Annotated in this window: 20 protein-coding genes; 6 read left to right on the top strand and 14 right to left on the bottom strand. The window is 69.9% G+C overall.

Going from position 1 to position 19,692, the window contains the following annotated elements; translation table 11 throughout:
• Nucleotides 1-2: 2 nt before the first annotated feature.
• Nucleotides 3-830, bottom strand: a complete 828-nt coding sequence (locus tag ACFFGH_RS26830; RefSeq protein ID WP_386674121.1) for an alpha/beta fold hydrolase — start codon at nucleotides 828-830, stop codon at nucleotides 3-5.
• Nucleotides 831-923: 93 nt separating this feature from the next.
• On the opposite strand from ACFFGH_RS26830, the gene ACFFGH_RS26825 reads away from it, so the two are divergent.
• The 5 genes from ACFFGH_RS26825 to ACFFGH_RS26805 all read left to right on the top strand — a co-directional run bounded on the left by ACFFGH_RS26825 (nucleotide 924) and on the right by ACFFGH_RS26805 (nucleotide 4,275).
• Nucleotides 924-1,403, top strand: a complete 480-nt coding sequence (locus ACFFGH_RS26825) for an NfeD family protein (protein ID WP_386674119.1) — start codon at nucleotides 924-926, stop codon at nucleotides 1,401-1,403.
• Nucleotides 1,396-2,313, top strand: a complete 918-nt coding sequence (locus ACFFGH_RS26820) for an SPFH domain-containing protein (RefSeq protein ID WP_386674117.1) — start codon at nucleotides 1,396-1,398, stop codon at nucleotides 2,311-2,313. The genes ACFFGH_RS26825 and ACFFGH_RS26820 overlap by 8 nt, the downstream gene beginning before the upstream one ends.
• Nucleotides 2,306-3,076 carry a glycerophosphodiester phosphodiesterase family protein gene (locus ACFFGH_RS26815; protein ID WP_386674114.1) on the top strand — a complete coding sequence of 257 codons (771 nt, stop codon included), beginning with the start codon at nucleotides 2,306-2,308 and terminating at the stop codon, nucleotides 3,074-3,076. Before ACFFGH_RS26820 ends, ACFFGH_RS26815 begins: the two co-directional genes overlap by 8 nt.
• A gap of 43 nt (nucleotides 3,077-3,119) precedes the next feature.
• Nucleotides 3,120-3,542, top strand: a complete 423-nt coding sequence (locus tag ACFFGH_RS26810) for an RNA polymerase-binding protein RbpA (RefSeq protein ID WP_386674112.1) — start codon at nucleotides 3,120-3,122, stop codon at nucleotides 3,540-3,542.
• 67 nt (nucleotides 3,543-3,609) lie between these two features.
• Nucleotides 3,610-4,275 (top strand): DNA alkylation repair protein, encoded by a 666-nt coding sequence (locus tag ACFFGH_RS26805; protein ID WP_386674110.1) that lies wholly within the window; start codon nucleotides 3,610-3,612, stop codon nucleotides 4,273-4,275.
• 54 nt (nucleotides 4,276-4,329) lie between these two features.
• Here the strand turns inward: ACFFGH_RS26805 and ACFFGH_RS26800 are convergent, their stop codons facing one another.
• From ACFFGH_RS26800 to ACFFGH_RS26755, 10 genes are all read right to left on the bottom strand, one after another.
• Nucleotides 4,330-5,046 (bottom strand): polyprenol monophosphomannose synthase, encoded by a 717-nt coding sequence (locus ACFFGH_RS26800; protein ID WP_386674107.1) that lies wholly within the window; start codon nucleotides 5,044-5,046, stop codon nucleotides 4,330-4,332.
• Entirely contained in the window at nucleotides 5,039-6,628 is a 1,590-nt protein-coding gene (gene lnt / locus ACFFGH_RS26795) for an apolipoprotein N-acyltransferase (RefSeq protein ID WP_386674104.1), read from the bottom strand. The genes ACFFGH_RS26800 and lnt overlap by 8 nt, the downstream gene beginning before the upstream one ends.
• A gap of 66 nt (nucleotides 6,629-6,694) precedes the next feature.
• Nucleotides 6,695-9,145: a DEAD/DEAH box helicase gene (locus tag ACFFGH_RS26790; protein ID WP_386674101.1), complete on the bottom strand. Its 2,451-nt coding sequence runs from the start codon at nucleotides 9,143-9,145 to the stop codon at nucleotides 6,695-6,697.
• A gap of 26 nt (nucleotides 9,146-9,171) precedes the next feature.
• A complete protein-coding gene (tatC, locus tag ACFFGH_RS26785) occupies nucleotides 9,172-9,918 on the bottom strand; it encodes a twin-arginine translocase subunit TatC (RefSeq protein WP_386674098.1) in 747 nt (248 codons plus the stop codon).
• A gap of 54 nt (nucleotides 9,919-9,972) precedes the next feature.
• Nucleotides 9,973-10,287: a twin-arginine translocase TatA/TatE family subunit gene (gene tatA, locus ACFFGH_RS26780; protein WP_386674096.1), complete on the bottom strand. Its 315-nt coding sequence runs from the start codon at nucleotides 10,285-10,287 to the stop codon at nucleotides 9,973-9,975.
• A 143-nt stretch (nucleotides 10,288-10,430) separates the two neighbouring features.
• On the bottom strand, nucleotides 10,431-11,408 hold the full coding sequence (locus tag ACFFGH_RS26775; RefSeq protein WP_386674093.1) for a helix-turn-helix transcriptional regulator: 978 nt from the start codon (nucleotides 11,406-11,408) through the stop codon (nucleotides 10,431-10,433).
• Complete coding sequence (locus ACFFGH_RS26770) at nucleotides 11,401-12,390, bottom strand: helix-turn-helix transcriptional regulator (protein ID WP_386674090.1); 990 nt, start codon at nucleotides 12,388-12,390, stop codon at nucleotides 11,401-11,403. Before ACFFGH_RS26770 ends, ACFFGH_RS26775 begins: the two co-directional genes overlap by 8 nt.
• Before the next feature lie 36 nt (nucleotides 12,391-12,426).
• Complete coding sequence (locus ACFFGH_RS26765) at nucleotides 12,427-13,401, bottom strand: FKBP-type peptidyl-prolyl cis-trans isomerase (protein ID WP_386674087.1); 975 nt, start codon at nucleotides 13,399-13,401, stop codon at nucleotides 12,427-12,429.
• Between the two features lie 46 nt (nucleotides 13,402-13,447).
• Nucleotides 13,448-14,458, bottom strand: a complete 1,011-nt coding sequence (locus tag ACFFGH_RS26760) for a tRNA (adenine-N1)-methyltransferase (protein ID WP_386674084.1) — start codon at nucleotides 14,456-14,458, stop codon at nucleotides 13,448-13,450.
• Nucleotides 14,455-15,123 carry an HAD family hydrolase gene (locus tag ACFFGH_RS26755; RefSeq protein WP_386674081.1) on the bottom strand — a complete coding sequence of 223 codons (669 nt, stop codon included), beginning with the start codon at nucleotides 15,121-15,123 and terminating at the stop codon, nucleotides 14,455-14,457. Before ACFFGH_RS26755 ends, ACFFGH_RS26760 begins: the two co-directional genes overlap by 4 nt.
• Before the next feature lie 108 nt (nucleotides 15,124-15,231).
• On the opposite strand from ACFFGH_RS26755, the gene ACFFGH_RS26750 reads away from it, so the two are divergent.
• Complete coding sequence (locus ACFFGH_RS26750) at nucleotides 15,232-16,128, top strand: PAC2 family protein (protein ID WP_386674079.1); 897 nt, start codon at nucleotides 15,232-15,234, stop codon at nucleotides 16,126-16,128.
• Nucleotides 16,129-16,174: 46 nt separating this feature from the next.
• On the opposite strand, the gene mshC is transcribed toward ACFFGH_RS26750, so the two are convergent.
• From mshC to ACFFGH_RS26735, 3 genes are read right to left on the bottom strand one after another with little or no spacing between them, the layout of a single operon-like run.
• Nucleotides 16,175-17,392, bottom strand: a complete 1,218-nt coding sequence (mshC, locus tag ACFFGH_RS26745) for a cysteine--1-D-myo-inosityl 2-amino-2-deoxy-alpha-D-glucopyranoside ligase (RefSeq protein ID WP_386674078.1) — start codon at nucleotides 17,390-17,392, stop codon at nucleotides 16,175-16,177.
• Between the two features lie 59 nt (nucleotides 17,393-17,451).
• Nucleotides 17,452-18,330, bottom strand: a complete 879-nt coding sequence (locus ACFFGH_RS26740; RefSeq protein ID WP_386674076.1) for an undecaprenyl-diphosphate phosphatase — start codon at nucleotides 18,328-18,330, stop codon at nucleotides 17,452-17,454.
• Nucleotides 18,331-18,341: 11 nt separating this feature from the next.
• Nucleotides 18,342-19,688, bottom strand: coding sequence for a M20/M25/M40 family metallo-hydrolase (locus ACFFGH_RS26735; protein ID WP_386674074.1), 1,347 nt, complete (start codon nucleotides 19,686-19,688; stop codon nucleotides 18,342-18,344).
• Between the last annotated feature and the right edge of the window lie 4 nt (nucleotides 19,689-19,692).

Genomic DNA, 19,692 nt, shown 5'->3' with positions numbered 1-19,692 from the left:
GGTCAGCCTGCGTGCTCCGCCAGCCAGGACAGCAGCACCTCGAGCACGGCGTCCGGCCGTTCCACGCTGGGCAGGTGGGCGGCCGCCTCGATGCGCGCGGCGGTCACGTCCGGCAGGTGCTCGGCGAGGAGCCGCTGCTGGTCGTGCACGAAGCTCAGGTCGTGCTCCCCGGCGAGGACCAGCGCGGGGACGGCCACCTCTGTGAGGCGCCCGATGGCCGGTGGGTCGAGCGGCACGGGAATGCACTGGCCCTGCGCCTCGAATGCCGCGCGGTTCGACCGGCCGAGCGCGCGAGCGGTCTCGAGGAACGCCGGGTCGACGTCGTCCCGACTGCGCCGCGGTCCGATGTTCCACAGCTCGAGCTCCAGCTCGAACAGCCGGTCCCACTCCCCCGCTTCCTCGGCGGCGTCGGCCGCGTCCAGCATCGCCTCCTCCGCCGGGTCGATCGCCCCGTCCCAGCCGCCGGGGCCCGAGCCGATGAGCACGAGGGCGCGGACACGGGACGGATGCTCGAGCGCGGTGTCGAGAGCGATCGTTCCGCCCCGCGACGCGCCGATCAGCGTGGCGGACGCGACACCGACGGCATCGAGCACCGCGATCGCGTCGGCGCGGTTCGAGAACTCCACCGCCTGCGACGTGCTCTCACCGAATCCGCGGGTGTCGTACCGGATCACGAAGAAGCGCTCGGCCAGCGCCGGGATGAGGGGGTCCCACATCCGCCTGGTGGCGATGCCGGCATGCAGCAGCAGCAGCGCCGGTCGCTGCGGATCCCCATCGGTCTCGGCCGCCAGGGCACCGCGGTCCACGGCCACGGAATGTCGAGTACTCACGGGTTCAGACAGTAGCGCCCCGGCCTCCCCCCGGCGGGCCCCGCCAACTGGTAGCTTCGAGGAAACCGAGCACAGCAGCTGAGAGTGGCGGAAATGTTCCCCGATCTGACGTCCTATCTGTGGATCGTCTGGCTCGTGTTCATCTTCATCTTCGTGATCATCGAGCTGCTCACCCTCGAGTTCACCTTCCTGATGATCGCCGTCGGCAGCCTCGGCGGACTCGCGGCCAACCTGCTGGGCGCCCCCTGGTGGCTGCAGATCCTCGTCGCGCTGATCCTGTCGGTGCTGCTGATCCTCACCATCCGCCCGGTGCTGCTGCGACGGCTCCGCCGCGGCGAGGACCCGACGCCGAGCAACGTCGAGGCGCTGCTCGGGATGACGGGCCGGGTGCTGCTGCCGATCGGTGACTCCGCCGGTCAGGTGAAGCTGCTGAACGGCGAGACCTGGACGGCTCGACTGTCGCACGTCACCCAGTCTCGGGAGGTGGTCGCAGGCGAACGCGTCGTCGTCACCGCAATCGAGGGGTCGATCGCCATCGTCGTCCCCGCAGAGAGGAATGCACCGAATGCTTGACCCGGGGGCCTTCATCGGCCAGATCTTCGTCATCGCGCTGCTCGTCGTCCTCGCGATCTTCGTGCTGGTGGTGCTCATCCGCGCCATCCGCATCATCCCGCAGGCATACTCCGGAGTGGTCGAGCGGCTCGGCCGGTATCACCGCACTCTGTCGCCGGGCCTCAACGTCCTCGTGCCGTTCATCGACCGGGTGAAACCGCTTGTGGACATGCGCGAGCAGGTCGTCTCCTTCCCGCCGCAGCCGGTGATCACCGAGGACAACCTCGTGGTGTCGATTGACACGGTGGTCTTCTTCCAGGTGACGGATGCGCGAGCCGCCACCTACGAGATCAACAACTACATCGGTGCGGTGGAGCAGCTGACCACCACGACCCTGCGGAACGTGGTCGGCGGCCTCAACCTCGAGGAGGCGCTCACCAGTCGCGACGAGATCAACACCAAGCTGCGCGTCGTGCTCGACGAGACCACCGGCAAGTGGGGCCTCCGCGTCGGACGGGTGGAGCTCAAGGCGATCGACCCGCCCTCGTCCATCCAGGACTCCATGGAGAAGCAGATGCGGGCCGAGCGTGACAAGCGCGCGCAGATCCTCACCGCCGAGGGCACCAAGCAGGCGTCGATCCTGCAGGCGGAGGGGGCGCGGCAGGCGGACATCCTGCGGGCCGAGGGTGAGGCTCAGGCCGCGGTGCTCCGCGCGAACGGTGAGGCGCAGGCGATCACGACGGTCTTTCACGCGATTCACGCGGGCGACCCGGACCCGAAGCTGCTGGCATACCAGTACTTGCAGACGCTGCCGAAGCTTGCAGATGGCCAGTCGAACAAGCTCTGGATCATCCCGAGCGAGTTCACCGAGGCGCTGAAGGGCATCGGAGAGGGCTTCTTCGCCCCGCGGGGCTCGCGTCCGGGTGAGTGACGCCCCACTGCCCTATTTCTCCCCGCCGACGCCTCGGGTGTTCGCACACCGGGGTCTGGCTTCCGGCGTCCCCGAGAACACGCTCGCGGCGTTCTCGCACGCCCTGAACGCTGGCGCCGGCTATCTGGAGTCCGACGTCCGCGCCACCCGCGACGGCGTCGCGGTGCTCGCCCACGACGCCGACCTCCGGCGCCTGACCGGCCGCACGGACCGCATCTCCGACCTCACGGCGGCCGAGCTCGCAGACACCGACCTCGGTGGTCACCGGGTCCCGACGCTCCACGAGGCGCTCGCCGCATTCCCGGCGGCCCGGTTCAACCTCGACCTGAAGGCCGCCGACGCTGTCGACGCGGCGATTGCCGCCATCCGCGAGGCGGACGCGGTCGACCGCGTGCTCGTGAGCTCCTTCGATGAGCAGCGCCGTGCGGGCGCCGTGCGGGCGCTTCCGGGGATCGCGACCTCGGCGTCGTCACGCATCGCCACTCGGGCGCTCGCCGCCCTCCGCGCCGGGCTTCCCAGAACCGCGGCGAGAGTGCTGAATGGGGTACACGCTGTGCAGGTTCCGGAGACGGCGCGCGGCGTCCGCGTGGTGAGTCCCCGCACGGTGGCCGGCTTCCATAGCGCGGGCGTCGAAGTCCATGTCTGGACTGTGAATGCGGCGTCCGCGATGCGCCGTCTCCTGGAATGGGGTGTCGACGGGATCGTGACCGATCGCGCCGACGTGGCCGTCTCGGTCGTTCGGGGTACAAACCTGTCCCACTAGTCCACGGTCACTGGGAAGGTTCTGACAGAGGGACGGGCCGGGCATGAAACGCCCAGGCGCGCGGTTTATAACTGTTCGGAACGCGAGAGAGGGGAACGACATGGCCGACCGGAGCCTTCGCGGAATGAGACTTGGTGCTCAGAGCCTGCAGAGCGAGGAGGGTGTCGAATTCTCTCCCCGCAAGCGGAGCGTCTACCGCACGCCCGACGGCTCGACGTTCGAAGTCGTGTTCGCCGCCGAAGCTGATGTGCCGGAGACGTGGGAGTCCCCGAAGACCGGCGTGGAGGGCCGCCTCGTCGCCGCCGACGGTGAGCTCGTGCAGTCGGACGAAGCCGAGGCCAAGACCCCTCGCACCCACTGGGACATGCTGCTCGAGCGCCGCACCCGCGCCGAGCTGGAGGAGCTCCTTCAGGAGCGCCTGGAGTACCTGCGCGCCCGTCGGGGTCAGCACAAGATCGGCGCGTAGCAGTCGTCGGTGATCGAGGGGTGCCAGAGGTAACCCGGAATCACCGGACTTCCAGCAGACTTGTCGCATGACGACGGCTGACGACATCGTCGAGCGCCTGCAGCAGCTCGCCGACGAGACGGAGCGCGCGAAGATCCTCAAGCGCATGCCGGCCGATCAGGTTGTCGGCGTCCGCATGAAGCTCGTGTTCGACCTCGCGAAAACGCACACACGGCTGCCACTGGATCAGGTCGAGGCGCTGCTCGAGAGCCACTTCTACGAGGCGCGCATCGTGGCGGTCAGCATCCTCGACTTCCGTGCCCGTTCGCCGCGCATCACACCGGAGGAGCGCGCGGCGCTCTTCGAGCTGTACCTGCGCCGCCATGACCGGATCGACACGTGGGATCTGGTGGACCGCGCGGCGCCCCGCGTCGTCGGCTGGTATCTGCTCGACAAGCCGCGCGACGTGCTCTACGAGCTGGCGGCGTCGCCGAACATCTGGGAGCGCCGCACCGCGATCACCGCGGCGTTCTGGCTGATCCGTGCCGGTGACGTTGACGACGCGCTCCGACTCGCGGACCGGCTGCTCGAGGACGAGCCGCTGATCCAGACCTCGGTCGGCACGGCGCTCCGCGAGATCGGGCGTGTGGACACGGCCAGGCTCGACGAGTTCCTGGACCGGAACGCCGACCGGATCAGCGCCACGACGCGGCGGATGGCGACTGTCGACCGGCGCGACAGCACCCCGGCATGATCGCGTCGCTGTCGGATGATCGGGCTCGTGTGCGCCCATTCGGCAAGAACGCGATCATCTTGCGCGCCTCGGAAATCCCCATGCCGTGACGCGGATCAGCGCCTCGAGCACGATTCCGATGTGCATCTTCGACCGCCCGTTCGCGCGCTCGACGAAGGCGATCGGATGCTCCACGACCTTGCGGCCCCCTCGTTCCAGCCGCCACGCCAGCTCCACCTGGAAGCAGTAGCCCTGGCTCGACACGTCGGCGAACGTCAGCTGCCGAAGTGCCTCCACCCGGAACACCCGGTACCCGGAGGTGAGGTCCCGGATGCGGGACCGGAGCATGGTCTTCGCGTAGCGGTTCCCGGCGCGGGAGATCGCCCGCCGGATCCATGGCCAGTTCAGCACCGTGCCGCCGGGGACCCAGCGGGATCCGAGCACGAGATCGGCCCTCGTCTCCTGCGCGAGCGCCAGCATGGCCGGCAGCGCTGCCGGGTCGTGGGACCCGTCGGCGTCGATCTCCACCACGAACTCGCGGCCTTCGGCGATCGCGCGCTCGAATCCGGCGAGGTACGCGCGTCCGAGCCCGTCCTTCCGTTCCCGGTGCAGCACCTGCACCTGCGGGTCGCCCCCGGCGAGGCGGTCGGCCAGATCCCCAGTGCCGTCCGGGCTCGCGTCGTCCACGATGAGCACGTCGGCATCCGGAACCGCCTGACGAAGGCGGCCGATCAGCGCCTCGAGGCTCTCGATCTCGTTGTAGGTGGGGACGACGACCAGCACGTCAGGCACGGCTCCTCCGCGTCAGCGGCGGGATCAGGATGCCGGCAAGGCCGATGCCCGAGACCAGCAGTTCGATCCCGCGGCCGGCGAGCACCGCGAGTGTGAGCTGCTCCGACAGCGGGATCTCCCGCACCATCGCGCCCGGCGTGTACCAGTCCAGCCGGTCCACGATCTCGCCCGTCGGCAGGACGATCGCGCTCACCCCGACCGTGGAGATGTTCACGACCGTCCGCGCCGTCTCGAGCGCTCGGACCTGCGCGATCTGCAGCTGCTGGATGCTCTCGTCGGTGGTGCCGAAGTCCGCGTTGTTGGTCTGGGCGAAGATGGCCTGTGCCCCGCCGAGCACGCTCTCCCGGATCAGCTGGTCGTCGACGATGTCGAAGCAGATGTTCACTCCGACGGACACGTCGCCGAGGTCGAACACCGAATCCAGCGTTCCTGGCGTGTAGTCGCGGCCGATCATGTCGATGAGCCGGGGGGCGAACTGACGCCAGAACGGCCGGTCGGGCACGTATTCGCCGAACGGCACCGGGTGCTTCTTGTCGTAGAGGTCGGTGGCGCCCTCGCCCTCCTGCCACAGCATGGACGTGTTGTAGACGCGACCGTCCCGCTCGGTGATGGCCCCCGCGATGAGCGGGGCATCCATTTCCCGGGCGATCCGGTCGAACACCGCCGCGGCGGCGTTGGAGGCCAGCGGATCGATGTCGCTGGAACCCTCCGGCCACACCACGACGTCGACGTCCTCGCCGAAGAGCGGCTCGGTGGCCTCGACCTGGTCGGCAAGGTTGTCGCCGCGCTCCCGCTGGTCGAAGTATCCGGCCTTCGCGTTGCCCTGCACCGCGGCGACCGTGAGGGTCGAGGAGGGGATGACCGGCCAGGCGGGGACTACGACCGCCAGGGCGACGCCCGCGACGACGGCGGTGGCCCGCGGGAGCCGCGGAAGGCCGCGCTCCAGCCAGCACTCGATCGCGAACGCCACGAGGAACACCGCGACGAAGCTGACCGCCGCCGTGCCGATCCACGGGAACAGCGAGGCGAGCGGGCTCTCGGCCATCGAGAAGCCGACCCGCCCCCACGAGAAGCCTCCGTACGGCCAGACGGCCGAGATGCCCTCCTTGGCGGTCCACAGACCGGCGACGACGGCGGGAAGCAGCAGCAGGCGTCCCAGCACTCCCGGCCACGCTCCGGGCACCAGCCGGTACGCGAGGGCGATCAGGGTTCCGCCGAGCGCCGACCACAGCGCCATCACGGTCGACAGCGCCAGCCATGGCACCGGTCCGAGGAAGACGGTGGCCCACTGGATGTGGATCAGGAAGAACGACAGGCCGGCGACCAGTCCGAGGTGCACCGCGGCGAGGAGGCTCCTCCCCCGCAGCGCGACGAGCATCATGCCGACGCCGACGAAGGTGAGCGGCCACCAGCCCCGGTCGGGGAAACCGGCATCGAGCACGGGGCCGGCGGCAACGCTGAGGACCAGCGCAAGCCAAAGGGGCACCGCGGCCTGCACGTTGGAGCGGTGGCCGGATCCGGCCGTTGCAGTGCCGCCCGTGCCGGCGGCCGGCTCGGCCGTCGCTGCCCTGGCTGCGTTCATCGCATCCGAGCCTAAGCGACCGCAGAACTCTGCCGTCGACAGGCTCGGGTCGGCGGTGGGGAACGGTCAGCCGACGCTGGAGTAGGCGACGATCCCGCGGCGGATCGCGTCGAGGGCACGCCGTGCTGTGGTGCCGACGGGCGGGTCGGCGACGACCGAGAGTTGATCGAGCAGGTCGATGGTCTGCTTGGTCCAGCGGACGAAGTCCCCGGCGGCGAGGTCTGCCAGGGTGAGCACGGTGTCGAGGCTCGATCCCTGCGCCCACTTGAACATGGCGAGGCTGAGGCTCGACGACAGCGGTTCGCTGCCGGGCAGCTTGTGCTCACGCTCCAGGTCGTCGAGCTTGGCCCACAGGTCGGTGGTGCGGTCGAGTGCCGTGCGGAACTTGCCCGGCGGCAGGTTCCGTTCGTACGTCTGTCCCTCCTCGCGGCGGGGCTCGTAGACCAGTGCCGCGGCCATGGCCGCCATCGATGCCGGGTCGAGCTCGTTCCACACCCGGCGGCGCAGGCACTCGGCGACGAGCAGGTCCCGCTCGCCGTAGATCCGCCGGAGCATCTTGCCTGCCGGTGCGAGCGACAGGCGGCCTTCTGCGTCGTCGACCAGGTACTCGCATTCGACGAGCACCTCGGTGACCCGGTCGAAGATCTTCGCAACGGCGCCGGTGCGGCCGCGGATCTGAGAGGTGAGCCCGTCGGCCTGCTTCTTCAGCCGGTACCAGCGCTCCGCCCAGCGGGCATGCTGCTCCCGCTCCGCGCAGCCGTGGCAGGGGTGCTGCCGCATTCGCCTGCGGAGGCTGGTCAGCTGCCGCTGGCGGCGTTCGCGCTCACCCCGGCTCAGCGCGTCGGGACGTCCTCCCGACTTCTCCAGGTCGCTCAGCTCACGGCGCATCGAGAAGTACTCCCGGAAATCGCCGAGGTGGCACGACATCGACTTCTCGTAGCCGGCCATCGACTCCTCGAGCTGACGGGCCTTCCGTGCCATGTCGACCACCGCGCGGTCCGCCTGGAACTGGGCGAACGAGCTCTCGAGGATCTCCCTGGTGCGGTCCCGGCCGAACTGTTCGATGAGGTTCACGGCCATGTTGTAGGTGGGCCGGAAGCTGGAATTCAGCGGATAGGTGCGCCGGGAGGCGAGGGACGCGACGCCCTGCGGGTCGAGCGCCCCGCTCCACTGGATGACCGAGTGCCCCTCCACGTCGATGCCGCGGCGGCCGGCGCGACCGGTGAGCTGCGTGTACTCCCCCGGCGTGATCGGCACCCGCGCCTCGCCGTTGAACTTCTCGAGCTTCTCCAGCACCACCGTGCGGGCCGGCATGTTGATCCCGAGCGCGAGCGTCTCGGTGGCGAACACCACCTTCAGCAGCTTCCGCTGGAACAGCTCCTCGACAACCTCCTTGAACGCGGGCAGCAGCCCAGCGTGGTGGGCCGCCACGCCACGCTCCAGCCCGTTCAGCCACTCCCAGTAGCCGAGGACCGCGAGATCCTCATCCTTCAGGGTGCGGGTGCGGTCCTCGACCAGGGCGCGGATCTCGTCCCGCTCCCAGCCCTCGGTGAGCCGGACCCCGGCGGAGAGCACCTGCCGCACCGCCGCGTCGCAGCCGACCCGGCTGAAGATGAAGAAGATCGCCGGGAGCAGGTTCTTCGACTTGAGGAGCTCCACCACGTCCGGCCGGTCGATGCGGTCGCTCATCCCGGGACCGCGGGAGTGGTGCCGGGCCGGCCGGCCCTTCCAGTGGGGCGGGTTCCCGCCGCTGGTGGACTGCACGATCCGCAGGAGTTCCGGGTTGACCCGGTTGGTTGGCACCCTCGACGAGCCTGCGCTGAGCCCCGTCGACGTGTCGAAGAGGTCGACCAGCTTGCCGCGCACCAGCACGTGCTGGTCGAGCGGCACCGGGCGCTCCTCGGAGACGATGACGTCGGTCTCACCGCGTACGGCCTGCAGCCAGTCGCCGAACTCCTCGGCGTTGGAGACGGTGGCGCTGAGGGAGATCAGCCGCACCCGCTCGGGGAGGTGGATGATGACCTCCTCCCACACCGGCCCGCGGAAGCGGTCGGCGAGGTAGTGCACCTCGTCCATCACCACGTACTGCAGGTCGCGCAGCAGGTCCGAGTCGGCGTACAGCATGTTCCGCAGCACCTCGGTGGTCATGACCACGATCCGGGCGCCGCTGTTGATGTTCGTGTCGCCGGTGAGGAGCCCCACCTCGGCGGGTCCGTACGCGTCGACGAGCTCGCGGAACTTCTGGTTGCTGAGCGCCTTCATCGGCGTCGTGTAGAAGACCTTCGCGGTCGGGTGGAACATCGCGAGGAACACCGCGAATTCCGCGACGATCGTCTTCCCCGCGCCGGTCGGTGCCGCGACCAGGACGCTCCGCCCCTCCTCCAGCACCTCGCACGCGGCCACCTGGAACGGGTCGAGCCCGAAGCTGAGATCCCGGGTGAACGCCTCCAGACGCGGATGGCTCTTCCGCGACCGCCAGGCGGCCATCCGTTCGGCGGGCGAAAGCTCGGTCGTCACACGCCGAGCCTACGTGGCGAACCCTGCTAGGTCGCCAGACTCTCCTCCACCCGCTGGTTCCGGGCCGCAGCTCGGCGATCATGCAGATACGCGACACCGGCCGCGGCGAAGTAGAGCCCCACCATGGGAATCGCCAGCAGGAACATCGACAGCACGTCGGCGGCGGGCGTCACGATCGCGGTGAAGAGCGTGATGACCAGGATGGCGACCCGCCAGCCCTTGAGAATCGATTTCGCGCTCATCACGCCGAGGAAGTTGAGGATCACCAGAAACACCGGCAGCACGAACGCGACGCCCGTGGCGATGACCAGCTTCAGCACGAAGTCGAAGTAGATGCGGGCGCTCACGATGCTGGCGTCCTCGGCCGGGACGAAGCTCGCCATCAGCTCCACGATGTGCGGCAGCACGAACCAGCCTGCCGCGCACCCGCCGAGGAACAGCGGCACCGCCGAGAAGAAGAAGCCGAAGGTGTACCGCTTCTCCTTCGAGGTGAGTCCGGGGACCAGGAAGGCGAAGATCTGATAGAGCCAGACCGGGCTCGCGATGACCAGCCCGATCGTCACCGCGAGCTGCAGCCGGATGTCGAAGGCGTCGGTGATGCCGGGGTAGTTGATGGTGGCGTTGCGCGCCTCCGCGATGCGGCTGATCGGCTCGCGCAGCTGGTCCCAGACGAACTCGGTCAGCAGCCAGCCCATGACGGCAGCCACCACGAGGGCGACGCCGGAGATGAACAGGCGTCGCCGCAGCTCGAGCAGGTGCTCACCGAGCGACATCCGCCGTTCGGGGTCGCGTCGCCCCCTGAACCTGGACCGGGCGGTCGCCACCTGTTACGGCTTCGGCTGGGAGGAGTTGCTGCCCGGCTCCGCGGCGGCGCCCTGAGCGGGCGTTGGACCGGGCTCGGGGATGTTCGCCCCGGATCCGGAGGACGCCACCGGCGCGGATTCCTCCACCACCGTGACGTCGGAGCGGCGCTCGTCGGCTGCCTTCTCGTCCTTCAGGGTGCTCACCTCCTTGCGGAAGATCCGCATGGACTGACCGAGGCTCTTGGCGAGGCCGGGAAGCTTGGGGGCGCCGAACAGGAGCAGGATCACCACGAGGATGACGATCAGGTGCGGCCATCCGAACGCGTTTCCGAAGGGCATCGGTGGGCTCCTCAGTGTCGAGAATCGCCTGCGGCTGTGTGGGCAGGCGCTGCCAGTCTACCTGTGGCGCGCCGCGAACGGAGGGTGCGGCCACGCAACTGGTCGACCGCGGCGCTCGCCGGCCGCCGGAGAGGGCGAGTCGTTCAGTCGCGGTACTGGGCCGCGCCGGCCGCCGCCCACTCAGCCACGGCATTCCGGGCAGCCTCGGGCTCGACCACGGTGGCGACCCCCGACATGCCGGCCAGAAGGCGCTTCAGTCCTGAGTAGTGGGAGACGCGGACGCTGGTGCGCACGCGACCCTCGACCTCCGTTGCGGCCGCGCCCTCCGGCACGTAGTCGGCGAGCAGTGGCAGCGCAGACTTCGCGACCTCGATGGTGACCACGAGGTCGTCTCCGGAGCCCTGGAAGAGCGAGTCGGAGAGCGGCACCTCGTCCGGCCGGTGCGTGACCGGCGCCGTCGACCGCGCCACACTCGACATCCGGTCGATCCGGAACGTGCGCGGCGCCTCACGATCGGTGTCCCACCCGCGCAGATACCAGGTCGCGTCGACCGACTCGACACGCAGCGGCTCCACCGTCCGTCGCCGCTGTTCCCCCTCGGCGTTCACGTAGTCGAAGTCGATCCGGAGCCGCTCGTCCATGGCAGAGCGGATGAGGGCCACCGTCTCGTCCGAGGCCGACTGCTCCACCGCCACCCGCGTCGGCTCGTCGGACGCGCCGCGCGACAGCTTCGCCATCAGCTCGGCGAGCGTCGCCCGGTCGGCGTTCTCCGGCAGCGCTGAGAGGTACTGAAGCCCTGCGATCAGGGCGGCCGCCTCGCGGGCGGAGAATCGCGGCGAGTCGTCGATCGCGACGAAGTTCATGACCACGATCTCGCCCCGGTCGAGCGCGTCGTAGTCCACCTCGAACAGGTCGCCGTGCAGGTACGCGGCGGTGTCGCCGGGGACTCCGCTCAGCCCGATCAGGTTGACCGCGTCCCGGATCTGCGCCTCGGACACGCCGAAGTGCGCCGCCGCCTCCGCCACGGTGACGCGGTCGTGATCCATCAGGTAGGGCACCAGGGACAGCAGGAACGCGAGCTTGTCGGTGGCCTGGAATGCCGGGGATCTGCGTTCAGCCATGATCCGCCGCCGTCCGCTCCAGCCGGGTCCGCACCGCGTCGCGCAGTTCCGGCGGCGAGAGCACCAGCACCTCCGGTCCGAAGCTCGCCAGCTCGTCCGCGAAGAGGTTGAGGTCGGAGTAGTGCAGCGCGAGCATCCCGTTCCCGCCGGCGACGGCGCCACGGCGCTTCGCGAGCCGCGTGGCCGCGTCCGTGCCCGGCTGCACACGCACCTCCGCAGTCTGCTGCTCCCAGAAGTCCTGGAGGGACTTCAGCGCCGCCGCCGTGGAGTCGCCCGCCGGCCGGGGGAACGTCTTGCCCGTCGTCCTCACCGGGCCGACGATGCGGCTCAGCAGGAAGCTCTTGTCGATGCCGGCGCCCTGCTCGCGGGCATACAGCAGCCAGCGTCCGCCGAATTGGACGAGCGCAAGCGGGGCGACGATCCGCTCCATCGCCTCGCTGCGTCCGGGGTTCAGGTACGGGAAGCGCACCAGCTGGTTCTTGCCGAGCGCCGTGTTGAGCGGCTCGAATGCCGCATCGCGAGCACGGATCTGCGGGGCGTAGCCGACGACCAGCTCATCGGCGGCGGAGCCGAGCGCGTGCAGCTTCATCAGGGCGCGTCGCGAGTCGCCCGAAAGTGAGCCCTCGCGCCACACGTTCGCCGCCAGGTTGAGGAGGGCCAGCTCGTTCGGGGAGAACTCGACGTCCTCGGGGAGGTCGTACTCCCCCTTCGGGATGCGGTAGCGCAGGGCCTGATTGTTGCCGGGGTCGCCGGGATCGTCCACCGTCTCCAGCGGCACGCCCAGCTCGCGGATGTCGTCCTTGTCCCGCTCGAACTGCCGCTCGAGGGCCGGTGTGACGCCCTCCGCCTCGTAGCGCTGCCGGTACCCCTGCACGGTGGAGAGGATCTCGGTCTTGGTGAGACCGGACTCCGTGGCGAGCAGCGCGAGCACCAGGGAGAACAGCCGCTCCTCGACGGCGACCCGCGACGGTGCAGCGGCCACCAGGCTTCCTCCCCTAGAGCGGAACGGTCGGTCGGCTTACTCGACCGGGCTTTGGTCGATTCCGAGCACGTCGAAGACGAACACCATGGTAGAGCCCTCGGGAATGGCGGCGGGGCGCTGGCCCTCCGGGTAACCCTGCTCCGGCGGGATGACCGCGATCACCTGAGAGCCGACGTTCTGGCCGATGAGCGCCTCGGCGAGACCGGGCACGATACCCGCCGGGTCGTCCTCGAAGCTCACCGCCGTGAAAGTCGCCGGCACGCCGGCCTCCCAGCTCGAGTCGAAGATCTGCTCGTCATCCCAGGTGAGGCCGGTGTAGTGGAGCACGACCCGGTCGCCCTGTTCCACCTCCGGGCCGTTGCCCTGGCGCAGCACCGCGACCCGGAGGTCGGTCGGGGGCTCCTCGGCCGGCACGCTGATGCCAGGGCGGCCGTTCGGCGCCAGCACGACCGCCGGCATGCCGTTCTGGCCGAGCTGCGGGGCGCCGTTCGCGCGGCCGGGGAACGCATCCTCCACGTCGAAGACGGCGACGATGGTGGCGTTGTTCTCGAGCGGGATCTGGGGGTTGTCGGGGCCGTAGACCTCTTCCACTGTGGTGGTGTAAACCACACGGGAGCCGACCGCCGTGCAGGCGAGCGCCTTCCCGAGCGAGTCGTCCGCGCTGGCGGTGCGGCGCAGGATGACCTCCGGGTTCTCCTGGTAGCCGGTTGCGGTGAGGAGCTGCCCGTCCTCTCCGTTGTAGAGGCTGACCTGCGCATCGGCGACCTCGCCGCGGGAGATCACTTCGCCATCACCCCGGACCACCTCGGTCGCCTGGCCCGCCTCCGTCACAAGGGGGGTCGGGAAGGTGACGGTGGGCTGCGAGCCGACATCACCCTCGACGTTCACCGCGCGGGAGGCGTCGCCCTGCGGCACGAATGGCGTGCAGCCGGACCGCTCATCCGCTGCGCCGCAGGCGGCAAGGGTCGACACGAGCACCGCGGCAGCGATCAGCCCGGAAGTTCTGCGCACGAATCTCTCATTCCAACTGGCTCGGCGGCGGAAGGCAGGAACCACTCTATCGGCTCGGGGGTTGCGGCTCCGTCGCCGCGGCCGCGGCGTGCTCGGCGGTGCGGAGGGCCTCCCGTGCAGCCTTGCGGAGCCGCTTGTCGCTGGCCGAGCGCTCCCCCAGCGCTCCGGGGGTCCAGAGCTCGACGTCCTCGTCGGAGTAGCTGGACTTCGACGCGCGCCGGGCGCGGGTGGGAAGGACGGCGCCGGGGGCGAGCCGTCGCGCGGTGACGAGGAAGCCGGTGTGGCCCACCATCCGGTGATCCGGTCGCACCGCGAGGCCCTCGACGTGCCATCCGCGCACCAGCGTCTCGAATGGCTCAGGATTCGTGAACAGGCCGGTGGCACGCAGGCTCTCGACCGTGCGGGAGAGCTGCGTGACCGTCGCGACGTAGCAGACGACGAGCCCGCCCGGGGTCAGCGCCTGGGCCACCGCTTCGATGCACTCCCACGGTGCCAGCATGTCGAGCACCACCCGGTCGACGGTGCCCGGCTGCGCGGCATTCGGCAGCTCGTCCGTCAGGTCGCCGAGTGTGACGCTCCAGTTGGCAGGCTCCGCGCCGAGGAAGCTCGCGACGTTCCCGCGCGCCACGTCGGCGAACTCCTCACGCCGTTCGAACGAGTGCAAGCGGCCGTCCGGGCCGATCGCGCGAAGCAGCCACAGCGACAGGGCGCCCGAGCCGACACCGGCCTCGACGACGGTGGCGCCCGGGAAGATGTCGGCGAATGCGACGATCTGCGCCGCGTCCTTCGGGTAGACGATCGCGGCTCCGCGGGGCATCGACATCACGAAGTCGTTGAGCAGCGGCCGCAGCGCCAGGTACTCGTCCCCGTTGCTGCTGGCGACCACCGAGCCGTCCGGTGCGCCGATCAGGGTGTCGTGCTCGAGCACACCCCGGTGGGTGTGGAACTGCTTCCCTGCCTCCAGGGTGATGGTGTTGAGCTTGCCTTTCGGGCCGGTGAGCTGCACCCGGTCCCCCGCGCGGAAGGCTCCGCTCTGCCGCCGCAGCACGTCGCTCACGGGTGAACTCCCTCGGCGTACTTCGCGGCGAGGTCGGCGACGGTGCGTCCGGCCAGCGACGGCCAGAGCGTCACCCCGGGCTGCTCGGGCAGCGTGACGATGTTCGGGACGCCGATGACGTGCGCGCCGGAGTTGAGGGCGGACTGCACACCGGGGATCGAGTCCTCGATGGCGACGCAGTCAGCGATGTCCACTCCGAGCAGCTCCGCAGCCCGCAGGTACGGCTCGGGGTCGGGCTTCGGCAGCTCGACATCGTCGCCAGAGACGATGTGGTCGAAGGCATGGAATCCCATGGCGGAGACCATCCGCTCGGCCAGGGGGCGGATCGACATCGTGACGAGCGCGGTCGGCACGCCGGCATCCCGCAACTCGGACAGCAGCTCCCGCGCGCCGGGACGCCAGGGGATCTCCCGCTCGAGCTGCTGCATCACGATGGCGGTCAGCCGCTCGATGATCTCGCGCTCGGGCAGTTCGACGCCGCGGGTCTGCATGAGGCGGGCGGTGACACCGAGGCCCTGCCCGACCAGCTGCACGCTGTCCTCGTGGTGCCAGGTGCCGTTGTACGACTCGACGAGCGCCGCCTCGGCCGCGAGCCACGCGGGCTCCGTGTCGACGAGGGTGCCGTCCATGTCCCACAGGACGGCGGCGGGCAGGTTGTGCGTCACACCGGTCAACTGTAGTGAGCGCTCGCCGCCGCTCCGCACGCTCCTCGCGCCGGAGTCCTATTCTTGACTGCAGGTGTCCGGCGTCGCGCCGGGCGGGTTGGACGGGTCTTGGCTGACACATTCGCGAGCGGGCGGCTCCTCATCGTCGCCTTCGAGGGATGGAATGACGCAGGTGAGGCGGCGAGCAACGCCGTCCGGGCGCTGCGCGACGACCTCGACGTCGAGCCGATCGCCGATGTGGAGCCGGAGGACTACTTCGACTTCCAGTTCAACCGGCCCACGGTGCGGACGGACGAGGACGGCAACCGGGTGCTCGAGTGGCCGGGCGTCACCATGTTCGGTCCGGAGACGCCGGACGGCCGAATCTTCCTGCTGCTCGGCACGGAGCCGTCCCGTGGCTGGCGCACCTTCTCGGACGAGATCCTCGAGATCGTGACGGCGCGGGAGATCACCGGGATCGTGATGCTCGGCGCCATGCTCGCCGACGTGCCGCACACCCGCCCCATCTCGATCTTCGCCTCGAGCGAGAGCCCGGTGCTGCGCTCGGAGCTGGGGCTCGACCGCAGCTCGTACGAGGGGCCGGTCGGCATCCTGTCGGTGCTGGCGGAGGCGGCGCAGCGGCTCGGCATCCCGTCGGTGTCGATCTGGGCGTCGGTGCCGCACTACGTGCACAACGCGCCGTCGCCGAAGGCGACGCTCGCGCTGCTCGACAAGCTGGAGTCGCTGCTCGGGATCCCCGTGGAGCGAGGCGACCTCGAGGAGGAGGCGGCCGCCTGGGTGAGCGGCATCGACGCGCTCGCGAGCGACGACGACGACATGTCGAGCTACATCGAGCAGCTCGAGCAGGCTCGCGACACGGTCGACTCCCCCGAGGCGAGCGGCGAGGCGATCGCGCAGGAGTTCGAGCGCTACCTCCGCCGCCACGGCCGCGGCCCCGGCGGCCACGCCGGCCCGGCCGGCCCGGCAGGCCCGGCAGGCGACGACCCCTGGCCACCGAAGGCGTAGACGCACACGGTGGTCGAGGCGGGCGCTCCTCAACCACCGGAAGTCGCTACAGGCGGATGCCGAGGAGTGCGTCGATCGCGTCGCGCTCGAGCGGGCTCAGCGAGGTGCCGTCGGCGACCCGCTCGTCGATCAGCGCGAGCGCAGCGGGCGTGTCGAGGTCGTCGGCAAGGGTCTCCCGCAGCGAGTCGACGAGCGGCTTCCCGGACGCGTTCTCCGGGAAGCTTCCGACCGACGACCACGCCGCCAGCCGAGCCTCAGCATGCTCGAGGTCGGCATCCGTCCACTCCCAGCCTTCGCGGTAGTGGTGCGCCAGCAGCGCCAGCCGCAGTGCCCGCGGATCCGTGCCGCCGTCGAGCAGCGTGCGGACGAACACGAGGTTGCCGAGCGACTTGCTCATCTTCTCGCCCTGATACCCGACGAGCCCGGCGTGCACATACGCGCAGGACAGCGGGCTGCCGCTGAGCGCCGCGGAGTGGCCGGCGCTGAACTCGTGGTGCGGGAAGATGAGGTCCTGCGCACCGCCCTTCACCGTGAGCGGCACGTCGAGAACGAGCTGCGCCAGCACCGAGCACTCGATGTGCCAGCCGGGCCGTCCGGGCCCGACCGGAGACGGCCAGGACGGCTCCCCCGGCCGCTCCGCACGCCAGAGGAGCGGGTCGAGCGGGTCGCGCTTGCCCGGCCGGTCCGGGTCGCCGCCGCGCTCGGCGGAGAGCGCCAGCATCGTCTCCGCGTCGAGGTGGCTCCCTTCCCCGAGCACCCAGGGCGACGACTCCTGCGCTGCGGCGATGTCGAAGTAGACGTCGTCCTCGACGCGGTAGCCGGTCCCCTGCTCCACGAGCTGGGCGACGGCGGCGGAGATCTCATCGATCCGCTCCGTGACCGGGATGAAGTGGTCCGGCGGCACGATGCTGAGCGCCTCCATGTCGCGCCGGAAGAGCTCGGTCTGCTCCTCGGCGAGCTCGCGCCAGTCACGCCCGGTCGCCGCTGCCCGCTCCAGCAAGGGGTCGTCGACGTCGGTGGTGTTCTGCGCGTACTGCACCTGGTATCCCGCGTCCCGCAGCAGCCGGTTCAGCGTGTCGAAGGCGAGGTAGGTGTTGGCGTGGCCGATGTGGGTGGCGTCGTACGGGGTGATCCCGCACACGTAGATCGTGGCCGTTCCCGAGATGGAGAGCTTGGTCTTGGCGCCGCTCGCGGTCTCATGCACCGTCGGGATCGGGCCGGTGCCCGGCAGTCGAGGGAGGTCGGGATGGTGCCAGGCGCGCATCCCTCGATCGTATGCCGCTTGCCTGATGCTCCCGTTCCGGCCTGCTCTCGACAGCGTGGTCAGAGCGGGTCGAGCACCCCCGTGCCGAGGAGCACCAGCAGCAGCGCGCCGAGCGCCAGCCGGTAGATCACGAACGGCAGGAACGACCCGCGCTTGAGGTAGCGCATGAGGTAGGCGATGACGGCGTAGCCGACAGCGAACGCCACGACCGTCGCCACGGCGGTCTCGAGGTAGCCGAACGGCGCGCCCGGGTCCGGCTCCGTGATCGAGTTGTACAGCTCGTACAGGCCACTGCCGAACACCGCGGGCACAGCGAGCAGAAATGCGAACTCCGCGGCAGCGGGCCGGGTGTAGCCGAGGGCGAGGCCACCCGTGGCGGTGGCTCCCGACCGGGAGACGCCGGGGATGAGCGCCAGCATCTGCGCGAGCCCGAGCAGCAAGCCGTGCTTGTAGGTCAGCTGGTTGAGCTCCCGCTCCCGCCTGCCCAGCCGGTCCGCGAGGCCGAGCAGGATGCCGAACACGACCAGCACGATCGCGACCAGCCACAGCGAGCGGAACGTCGTCCGGATGTACTCCTGGGCGAAGAATCCGACGACGACGATCGGGATGGTGCCGAGAATGATCAGCCAGCCCATCCGCACGTCCGGGTCGTGGCGGCGGACGCCGGCGGAGTGGCGGCCCCTGCCAGTCGCACGTGCTGAGCCTGTCGAAGCAAGAGAGCGGAACCAGGCGGAGATGATCCGCGTGATGTCCTTCCAGAAATAGATGAGCACCGCGAGCTCCGTGCCGATCTGGGTGATCGCGGTGAACGTCGCTCCAGGGTCGGTCGCGGACGGCAGGAACTCCCCCGCGATCCGCAGGTGCGCGCTGGAGGAGATCGGCAGGAATTCGGTCAGGCCCTGGATGAGGCCGAGGACGATCGCCTCGAGAAAATTCACGAGACCCAGTTCTAGTACGTCAGGAGCAGATCCGTGAGGACCTTGCGCCCGAACACGAGCGCGTCGAGCGGAACCCGCTCATCGACACCGTGGAACATCGCCGGGAAGTCCAGGTCCGCCGGCAGCTTGAGGGGCGCGAAGCCGTACCCGGCGATCCCCAGCTGGCTGAGCGACTTGTTGTCCGTGCCGCCGCCGAGCAGATACGGCAGCACTGGGGCACCCGGGTCGTGCGCCTGCAGCGTCGCGACCATCTTCTCGACGAGCTCGCCGGAGAACGGGTTCTCGAGCCCCACGTCGCGCACGACGACCTGCACCTCGATCTCGTTCCCCACGAGCTCCCGCACCTGGGCGAGCACCGCGTCCTCCTCGCCGGGCAGCGTGCGGATGTCGATGAGCGCCTCGGCGCGGTCCGGAATGACGTTGTGCTTGTAGCCGGCGTGCAGCACCGTCGGGTTGGTCGTGGTGCGGAGGGTGCCCTGGATGAAGCCGGATGCGGTGCCGGTGGCGAGCACCACCTCCTCGGGGCCGAGCCGCTGCGGGTCCACGCCGAGCAGCCGGGCGAGCTCCGCGACGAGCTGCTCGGTGGTGTCGGTCAGGCGCACCGGCCAGGACTGCCGGCCGATCTTCGCCACCGCCTCCGCGAGCTTCGTGATGGCGTTATCGTGCATCACCCGGGATCCGTGCGCCGCGGTGCCCTTCGCGACGAGCCGCACCCAGACGAGTGCCTTCTCCCCCGTCTGCAGCAGGTACGCGCGCGAGTCGCCGACCATCACGGAATAGCCGCCGACCTCGCTGATCGCCTCGGTCGCACCCGCGAAGACCTCCGGGTGGTTGTCGACCACCCAGTGCGCCCCGTGGATACCGCCCGCCTCTTCGTCGGCGAAGAAGGCGACGACGAGCTCGCGCTCAGGCAGCCGCCCGCTGCCGAGGATCTCCTGCAGCGACGCGATCATCATCGCGTCCATGTCCTTCATGTCCACCGCGCCGCGTCCCCACAGCATCCCGTCGCGGATCTCGCCCGCGAACGGGTCGACGGTCCAATTGGCCGGGTCGGCGGGAACGACATCGAGGTGGCCGTGCACCACGAGGGCAGGCTTGTCGGGATTCGCTCCGGGCACGCGCGCGATCACGCTGGTGCGCCCGGGTGCGGCGTCGAAGTACTGCGGAGTGAGGCTCAGCTCTTCGAGGAGTGCACCGACGTACTGGGCGGCCTCCGTCTCGCCGTTCGACCGGCCCTCTCCGTAGTTGGTCGTGTCGATCCGGATGAGGTCCCGGGCGATCCGCGCGGTTGCGTCGAGCTTTTCAGGGTCGGTGCCGGCGGAGTCCGCCGAGTCGAGGGAGGGGCCGGGAGAAGTCATTCCT

Source organism: Lysobacter korlensis, from assembly GCF_042434515.1.
The sequence above is the reverse complement of the archived record's forward strand: the minus strand, read 5'-3'. Positions and strand labels throughout refer to the sequence as shown.

Coding starts and splice junctions, on each gene's coding strand:
- ACFFGH_RS26825 (WP_386674119.1), top strand. CDS start 924: ATGTTCCCCGATCTGACGTCCTATCTGTGGATCGTCTGGCTCGTGTTC.
- ACFFGH_RS26820 (WP_386674117.1), top strand. CDS start 1,396: ATGCTTGACCCGGGGGCCTTCATCGGCCAGATCTTCGTCATCGCGCTG.
- ACFFGH_RS26810 (WP_386674112.1), top strand. CDS start 3,120: ATGAAACGCCCAGGCGCGCGGTTTATAACTGTTCGGAACGCGAGAGAG.
- ACFFGH_RS26805 (WP_386674110.1), top strand. CDS start 3,610: ATGACGACGGCTGACGACATCGTCGAGCGCCTGCAGCAGCTCGCCGAC.
- lnt (WP_386674104.1), bottom strand. CDS start 6,628: ATGAACGCAGCCAGGGCAGCGACGGCCGAGCCGGCCGCCGGCACGGGC.
- tatC (WP_386674098.1), bottom strand. CDS start 9,918: ATGTCGCTCGGTGAGCACCTGCTCGAGCTGCGGCGACGCCTGTTCATC.
- tatA (WP_386674096.1), bottom strand. CDS start 10,287: ATGCCCTTCGGAAACGCGTTCGGATGGCCGCACCTGATCGTCATCCTC.
- ACFFGH_RS26775 (WP_386674093.1), bottom strand. CDS start 11,408: ATGGCTGAACGCAGATCCCCGGCATTCCAGGCCACCGACAAGCTCGCG.
- mshC (WP_386674078.1), bottom strand. CDS start 17,392: ATGCGCGCCTGGCACCATCCCGACCTCCCTCGACTGCCGGGCACCGGC.
- ACFFGH_RS26735 (WP_386674074.1), bottom strand. CDS start 19,688: ATGACTTCTCCCGGCCCCTCCCTCGACTCGGCGGACTCCGCCGGCACC.